Annotated in this window: 5 protein-coding genes and 1 other RNA gene; 1 reads left to right on the forward strand and 5 read right to left on the reverse strand. The window is 66.8% G+C overall.

All coding sequences use genetic code 11. The features are described 5' to 3' along the window. From AC1D15_RS14525 to ompA, 5 genes are all read right to left on the reverse strand, one after another. The coding region (locus AC1D15_RS14525) for a PAS domain-containing hybrid sensor histidine kinase/response regulator (RefSeq protein ID WP_477826540.1) at positions 1-1773 on the reverse strand (1773 nt) is incomplete at its 3' end. A 204-nt stretch (positions 1774-1977) separates the two neighbouring features. Beyond that, positions 1978-2380, reverse strand: a transfer-messenger RNA (tmRNA) gene (gene ssrA, locus AC1D15_RS14530). Positions 2381-2393: 13 nt separating this feature from the next. Further along, a complete protein-coding gene (gene gph, locus AC1D15_RS14535; protein ID WP_477826541.1) occupies positions 2394-3059 on the reverse strand; it encodes a phosphoglycolate phosphatase in 666 nt (221 codons plus the stop codon). After that, positions 3056-3757: a bifunctional 2-polyprenyl-6-hydroxyphenol methylase/3-demethylubiquinol 3-O-methyltransferase UbiG gene (gene ubiG / locus AC1D15_RS14540; protein WP_477826542.1), complete on the reverse strand. Its 702-nt coding sequence runs from the start codon at positions 3755-3757 to the stop codon at positions 3056-3058. The genes gph and ubiG overlap by 4 nt, the downstream gene beginning before the upstream one ends. A 138-nt stretch (positions 3758-3895) precedes the next feature. Next, a complete protein-coding gene (gene ompA, locus AC1D15_RS14545; protein WP_047505854.1) occupies positions 3896-4573 on the reverse strand; it encodes an outer membrane protein OmpA in 678 nt (225 codons plus the stop codon). A gap of 277 nt (positions 4574-4850) precedes the next feature. Between ompA and AC1D15_RS14550 the strand changes: the two genes are divergently transcribed. After that, the coding region (locus AC1D15_RS14550; protein WP_477826543.1) for a DNA gyrase subunit A at positions 4851-6325 on the forward strand (1475 nt) is incomplete at its 3' end.

The raw sequence follows: 6325 nt of genomic DNA on the forward strand, positions 1-6325 counted from the left end.
GTTCAGGCGGGTGCGGTGCCGCTGCAGCGCCGCTTCGCGGTGGCCGGTGCGCGTCGGGTGGAGCGATTCGAGGTCCAGCGCCGCGAGGCAGGCGTCGAGCAGCGTCGACGGCGTGATCGGCTTGGTCAGCAAGGCACCGACGGCCAGGTGCTGCTGCTCCAGCCGCCGCTGGACTTCATCGCGGCAAAAGGCCGTCAGCATCAACACCGCGGGCGTCGGATGCCGCGCGGCGCGCGCGGCGAGCCGGCGCGCGCACTCCATGCCGTCCATCCCGGGCATCTGCCAGTCGAGCAACAGCAGGCGGTACGGCGCGTGGCGCTCGTCGGCGAGCGCGACCTTGCGCAGTGCGTCGGTGCCGTCGGCCGCGGTATCGGCGTCCAGGCCCAGCGCAGCGGCCATGCCGGCCAGCACCTCGCGTGCGGCTGCGTTGTCGTCCACGATCAGCACGCGGGCACCGCGCAAGCCCTCGTGGCGCAGCGCGGGTATCGGCGCGGGCGGCTCGGCTTGCAGGCCCAGGCGCAGGCTGAAATGGAACCGGCTGCCGCGGCCCGGTTCGCTGTCGACGGCGATCTCGCCGCCCATCAGCCGCACCAGGTGCAGGCTGATCGCCAACCCCAGGCCGGTGCCGCCGTACCGGCGCGTGGTGGCGGCGTCCGCCTGCGAGAACGGCTCGAACAGGCGGTGCTGCTGCTCGGCCGTCATGCCGATGCCGGTGTCGCGCACCTCGAAGCGCAGTTGCACCGAGCTGCTGTCGCGATCGATCACCTCGATGGACACCAGCACTTCCCCGCGCTCGGTGAACTTGACGGCGTTGTTGCCGAGGTTGAGCAGCACCTGGCCGAGGCGGGAGGGGTCGCCCATCAGTGCGGCCGGCAAATCGGGCGGTTCGACGAACAGCAGCTCCAGGCCTTTTTCCTGGGCCCGCAGGCCGACGGTGTTGGCCAGGTTGTCCATCACGCTGCCGATGCTGAACGGGATGAGCTCCAGGTCCAGCTTGCCCGCCTCGACCTTCGAGAAGTCGAGAATGTCGTTGATGATGCCCAGCAGCGATTCGGCCGACGCGTGCACCTTCTGGACGTAGTTGGACTGCTGCGGGTTCAGCCCGCTCTGCAGCGCCAGGTACGACATGCCGAGGATCGCGTTCATCGGCGTGCGGATCTCGTGGCTCATGTTGGCCAGGAACTCGCTCTTCGCGCGCGTGGCGGACTCGGCCGTGTGCTGGGCCCGCTTCAGGTCGGAGATGTCGAGCGAGATGCCGCCGATGGCGTCAGGCCTGCCGCTGCTGTCGTGCAAGGGGAAGACATGGGTCTGGAAGGTGCGCATCTCGCCGTCCGCGCCGGGCATGCGATGTTCCGCGCGCAGCACCTGGCCCTGGGTGGAGACGCGCCGGTCCTCGACCGCCATGCGCTCGGCGTTGGCCCGGTCGAGCAGGTCGCTGTCGCACTTGCCCACCAGCGACTCGCCCGCATGGCCGAGGACGCTCGCGAGCAGCGCGTTGTGGCGCAGGTAGCGGCCTTCGAGGTCTTTCACGTAGATGGCGGCCGGCACGTTCTCGATGATGGCCTGCAAGGCGTTGCGGCTGCGTTCGAGTTCGGCGGTGCGCGCCGCCAGCCGTTGATGGGCAAGGCGCAGGCGCAGCAGCATGACGGTGGCGCCGACCAGCAGGACCACGCCGGCGAGCAGGCCGATCCACAGCCATCGCGGGTGCAGCCCGGCTGCGTCGTCGGCACCTTGGGCGAAGGCCTCACCGGTCGTGGCGGCGAAAAGGCACAAGCCGGCTCCGAGCAGGCACTCTGCCCGGCAGCTACCGTATCCCGGCCGAATGAGTTTCATCGCACGAAACACCCAGTGTCGACGCGGGCCCAGTGTAGAGCGCCGGCTTCGCCGCCACACGGGTAGTGCCGCGCAACAAAAAAGCCCTGGCGCATCGCTGCGTCAGGGCTTCTTGCACTTCATGGTCCTCGTCGGACCTTCATCTGGTGGAGCCGGCGGGAATCGAACCCGCGTCCGCAAGCCATCATCGAGTAGATCTACATGTGTAGCTGACTGATTTGGTTTTGAGGACAGTGGTCGCGCAGCAGCACGCTACCCCCATCCCGAGTCACTTGATTTAGCCCTTGAACCGAGTGACCCGGCTCAGAGCGATTCCATGTGAATGACTTCGCAGCTCTCAGGTTGCCCCTCAAGCCCAGCCCATGGACGTGCTGTTGCGAAGCCCACCGGTATTACGCGGCGGGGGGTAGCCCTTAGGCGGGGTTTAAGCCGCTTGCAGGAACTTTTCGTCGTTCGCAGTTGATGCGATCCAGTGGTTTTACGAGCGAACTGGTGCTCGACATGCACTATCCCGAATCCGCACCCGCGTCGAAACCAGGTCGGCCCCAGGACTGCGTAGTTTAGGCCATCGCCAGCAGCTTCAAGAGCTCATTTGGGGCATGGACCACATGCTGCGCGCCCCACGCCTGCACCGGCTCGCCGACACCCAGGTAGCCCCAGGCCGCAGCCACCGTCGCCATGCCGGCCGCGTGCCCCGCCTGCACGTCGCGCAGGTCATCGCCGACGTACACGCAGTCATCCGCCGCCACGCCCATCTGCCGCGCCGCCTCCAGCAGCGGCGCCGGGTGCGGCTTCGAATGCGGCGTCGTGTCGCCGCTCACCACCGCGCCGGCCCGCACATCGAGTCCCAGCGCCTTCACCAGCGGGTTCGTGAAACGCTGCGCCTTGTTCGTGACGATGCCCCAGCGCAGGCCGAGCGCCTCGATCGCGTCCAGCATCGCCGGCACCGCATCGAACGCGCGCGTGTGCTGCGTCATGCGCTGCTCGTAGCGGTCGAAGAACTCGTCGCGCAGCGCGATGAAGCCTTCGTCCGCCGGCACCACGCCGAGCGCGATGCCGATCATGCCGCGCGCCCCCGATCCCACCATCGGCCGGAACTGCTCGAACGGCAGCGGCGCGAGGCCGCGCGCCGCGCGCATGTCGTTGCCGGTGCCGGCCAGGTCGGGCGCACTGTCGATCAGGGTGCCGTCCAGGTCGAACAGCACCGCCTTCACGCGCAGGCTCACAGCGGCTTCCTGCAGGCGAACAGGTAGTTCACGCTGGTGTCGGCCGAGAGCCAATAGCGCCCGGTCAGCGGGTTGTATTCCATGCCCCGCGTGCCTTCCAGCGCCAGCCCGGCGCTGCGTGCCCATTGCGCCAGTTCGCTCGGCTTGATGAAGCGCGCGTACTCGTGCGTGCCTTGCGGCAGCAGCTTCAGCAGGTACTCGGCACCGACGATCGCGAACATGAACGCCTTCGCATTGCGGTTGATCGTCGAGAAGAACACCCAGCCGCCCGGCTTCGCGAGCGTCGCGCAGGCCTGCACGATCGACGACGGGTCGGGCACGTGCTCCATCATCTCCATGCAGGTGACCACGTCGAACTGCCCCGGCGCCTCGGCCGCCAGCGCCTCGGCCGCCACCTCGCGGTATTCGATGCCGGTGGTGCCGGCTTCCATCGCATGCAGCTGCGCCACCTTCAGCGCCTTGCCGGCGAGATCGATGCCCAGCACGTCGGCGCCCTTGCGCGCCATCGAATCCGCGAGGATGCCGCCGCCGCAGCCGACATCGAGCACCCGCTTGCCCTTCAGCGCAGCGAGCCGGTCGATCCACTCCAGCCGCAGCGGGTTGATCTGGTGCAGAGGGCGGAACTCGCTGTCGGGATCCCACCAGCGATGAGCCAGGTCGCTGAATTTGGCGAGCTCTTGAGGGTCGGCGTTGATCATGAGGGCGTCAGTTTGACATGTCGGGGCTGACATATTCGAAGCAGAGGCTGAGCAGAGGAATCGCCCCGCAGCAGGTATTCCCCGCGAAAACAAAAAACCCCGCCGAGGCGGGGTTTGTGGTGCATCAGCCGAGGCCGATCACTTGTTGCGCGTACCGACCACTTCGATTTCCACGCGGCGGTTCTTCGCGCGGCCTTCGGCGGTCTTGTTGTCGGCGACAGGCTGCTTCTTGCCCTTGCCTTCGGTGTACACGCGGTTCTTCTCGATGCCCTTGCTCACCAGGTAGGTCTTGACCGACTCGGCGCGAGCGACAGACAGCTTCTGGTTGGCAGCGTCGCCACCGATCGCGTCGGTGTGGCCGACGGCGATGATGACTTCGAGGTTCACGCCCGAGGTCTTGCTGACCAGGTCGTCCAGCTTCGTCTTGGCTTCCGGCTTCAGCGTCGACTTGCCGAAGTCATAGAAAGCGTCAGCGGCGAAGGTGACCTTTTCGGAGACCGGAGCGACCGGCACGACGACCGGTGCGGGGGGCGGTGCGACCGGGGCCGGAGCCGCCGGGGCCGGGGCGGGAGCCGGGGCCTGTGCAACCGGAGCCGGTGCAGGCGGCGGCTTCAGCGCGCCGTCGCAAGCCTGGTTGGCAGTCGCCGGCGTCCAGTTGGCATCACGCCAGCAGAGTTCGTTGGAGCCATTCTTCCAGGGAAGGCCGGTGCTGTTGACCCAGTTGTCAGCACCGTTGGACTGCGCGAACGCAACAGACGCGGAAGCGGCGAGTGCGGCGGTTGCGAAGAGCGATGCCACTTTATTCAGTTTCTTCATGATTCTCCTCTTGAGGAATGTCGCAGATGGCCTGCAAAACGTCCAAACCGGAATCGGAAAGGTACGGTGAAACCCTCGGTTCCGAGCGCCCACCACCGTCGACTGATTGTGCCATAGGGCCTCTAGCGCCCCGGATTTTGGCCCGGGGTCGCGGCTTCGTCCTACGAGAGTCGAATCAGATGTTGCGCAAGCACTACAACGGCCGCGAATTAGAATCGCGGATTGCGCTCACGGGCCCGCCAGCGCCCGTCTTCTCCGGCTCCGCCGACGACCTCGAATGACCCAGTTCGCCAAGGAAACCCTGCCGATCAGCCTCGAAGAGGAAATGCGCCGCTCGTACCTCGACTACGCGATGAGCGTGATCGTGGGGCGCGCACTGCCCGATGCGCGCGACGGCCTGAAGCCGGTGCACCGCCGCTCCCTGTTCGCGATGCACGAACTGAACAACGACTGGAACCGGCCCTACAAGAAGTCGGCCCGTATCGTCGGCGACGTGATCGGCAAGTACCACCCGCACGGCGACCAGTCGGTCTACGACACCATCGTCCGGCTGGCGCAAGACTTTTCGATGCGCCACATGCTGGTCGACGGCCAGGGCAACTTCGGCTCGGTCGACGGCGACAACGCCGCGGCGATGCGCTACACCGAAATCCGCCTCTCGAAGATCGCGCACGAGCTGCTCGCCGACCTCGACAAGGAAACGGTCGACTTCGGCCCCAACTACGACGGCTCCGAGAAAGAGCCGCTGGTGATGCCCACGCGGATGCCCAATCTGCTGGTCAACGGCTCCGGCGGCATCGCGGTCGRCATGGCCACCAACATCCCGCCGCACAACCTCAACGAGGTGATCGACGGCTGCCTTCACCTGCTGAAGAACCCCGAGGCCACGATCGACGAGCTGATCGAGATCATCCCGGCGCCTGACTTCCCCACCGCCGGCATCATCTACGGCACCAGCGGCGTGCGCGACGGCTACCGCACCGGCCGCGGCAAGGTCGTGATGCGCGCGAAGTGCCATTTCGAAGACATCGACAAGGGCTCGCGCCAGTCGATCATCGTCGACGAGATCCCGTACCAGGTGAACAAGAAGACCCTGCTCGAGCGCATGGCCGAGCTGGTCCACGAGAAGAAGATCGAGGGCATCAGCCACATCCAGGACGAGTCCGACAAGTCGGGCATGCGCGTCGTGATCGAGCTGAAGCGCGGCGAAGTGCCCGAGGTCGTGCTGAACAACCTCTACAAGCAGACGCAGCTGCAGGACACCTTCGGCATCAACATGGTCGCGTTGATCGACGGCCAGCCGAAGCTCTGCAACCTCAAGGACCTGGTCAGCATCTTCCTCGAGCACCGCCGCGAGGTCGTGACCCGCCGCACCGTGTTCGAGCTGCGCAAGGCGCGCGAGCGCGGCCATGTGCTCGAAGGCCTGGCGGTGGCGCTGGCCAACATCGACGAGTTCATCGAGACGATCAAGACCTCGCCGACCCCGCCGGTCGCGAAGGCCGCGCTGATGAGCAAGTCGTGGGATTCCTCGCTGGTGCGCGACATGCTCTCGCGCGCCGAGGGCGAGACCCCGGGCGGGCGCGACGCCTACCGCCCCGAAGGCCTGCCGCGCCAGTACGGCATGCAGGCCGACGGCCTGTACCGCCTCTCCGACGACCAGGCCGGCGAGATCCTGCAGATGCGCCTGCAGCGCCTGACCGGCCTCGAGCAGGACAAGATCGTCGGCGAGTACAAGGAAGTGATGGCGCAGAT

It is taken from the genome of Rhizobacter sp. P2_H2 (assembly GCF_056403375.1).

What these genes read in the sequence shown, in the direction of transcription:
- ubiG (WP_477826542.1), bottom strand. Translation starts at nt 3,757, where the DNA reads ATGATCAACGCCGACCCTCAAGAGCTCGCCAAATTCAGCGACCTGGCT.
- ompA (WP_047505854.1), bottom strand. Translation starts at nt 4,573, where the DNA reads ATGAAGAAACTGAATAAAGTGGCATCGCTCTTCGCAACCGCCGCACTC.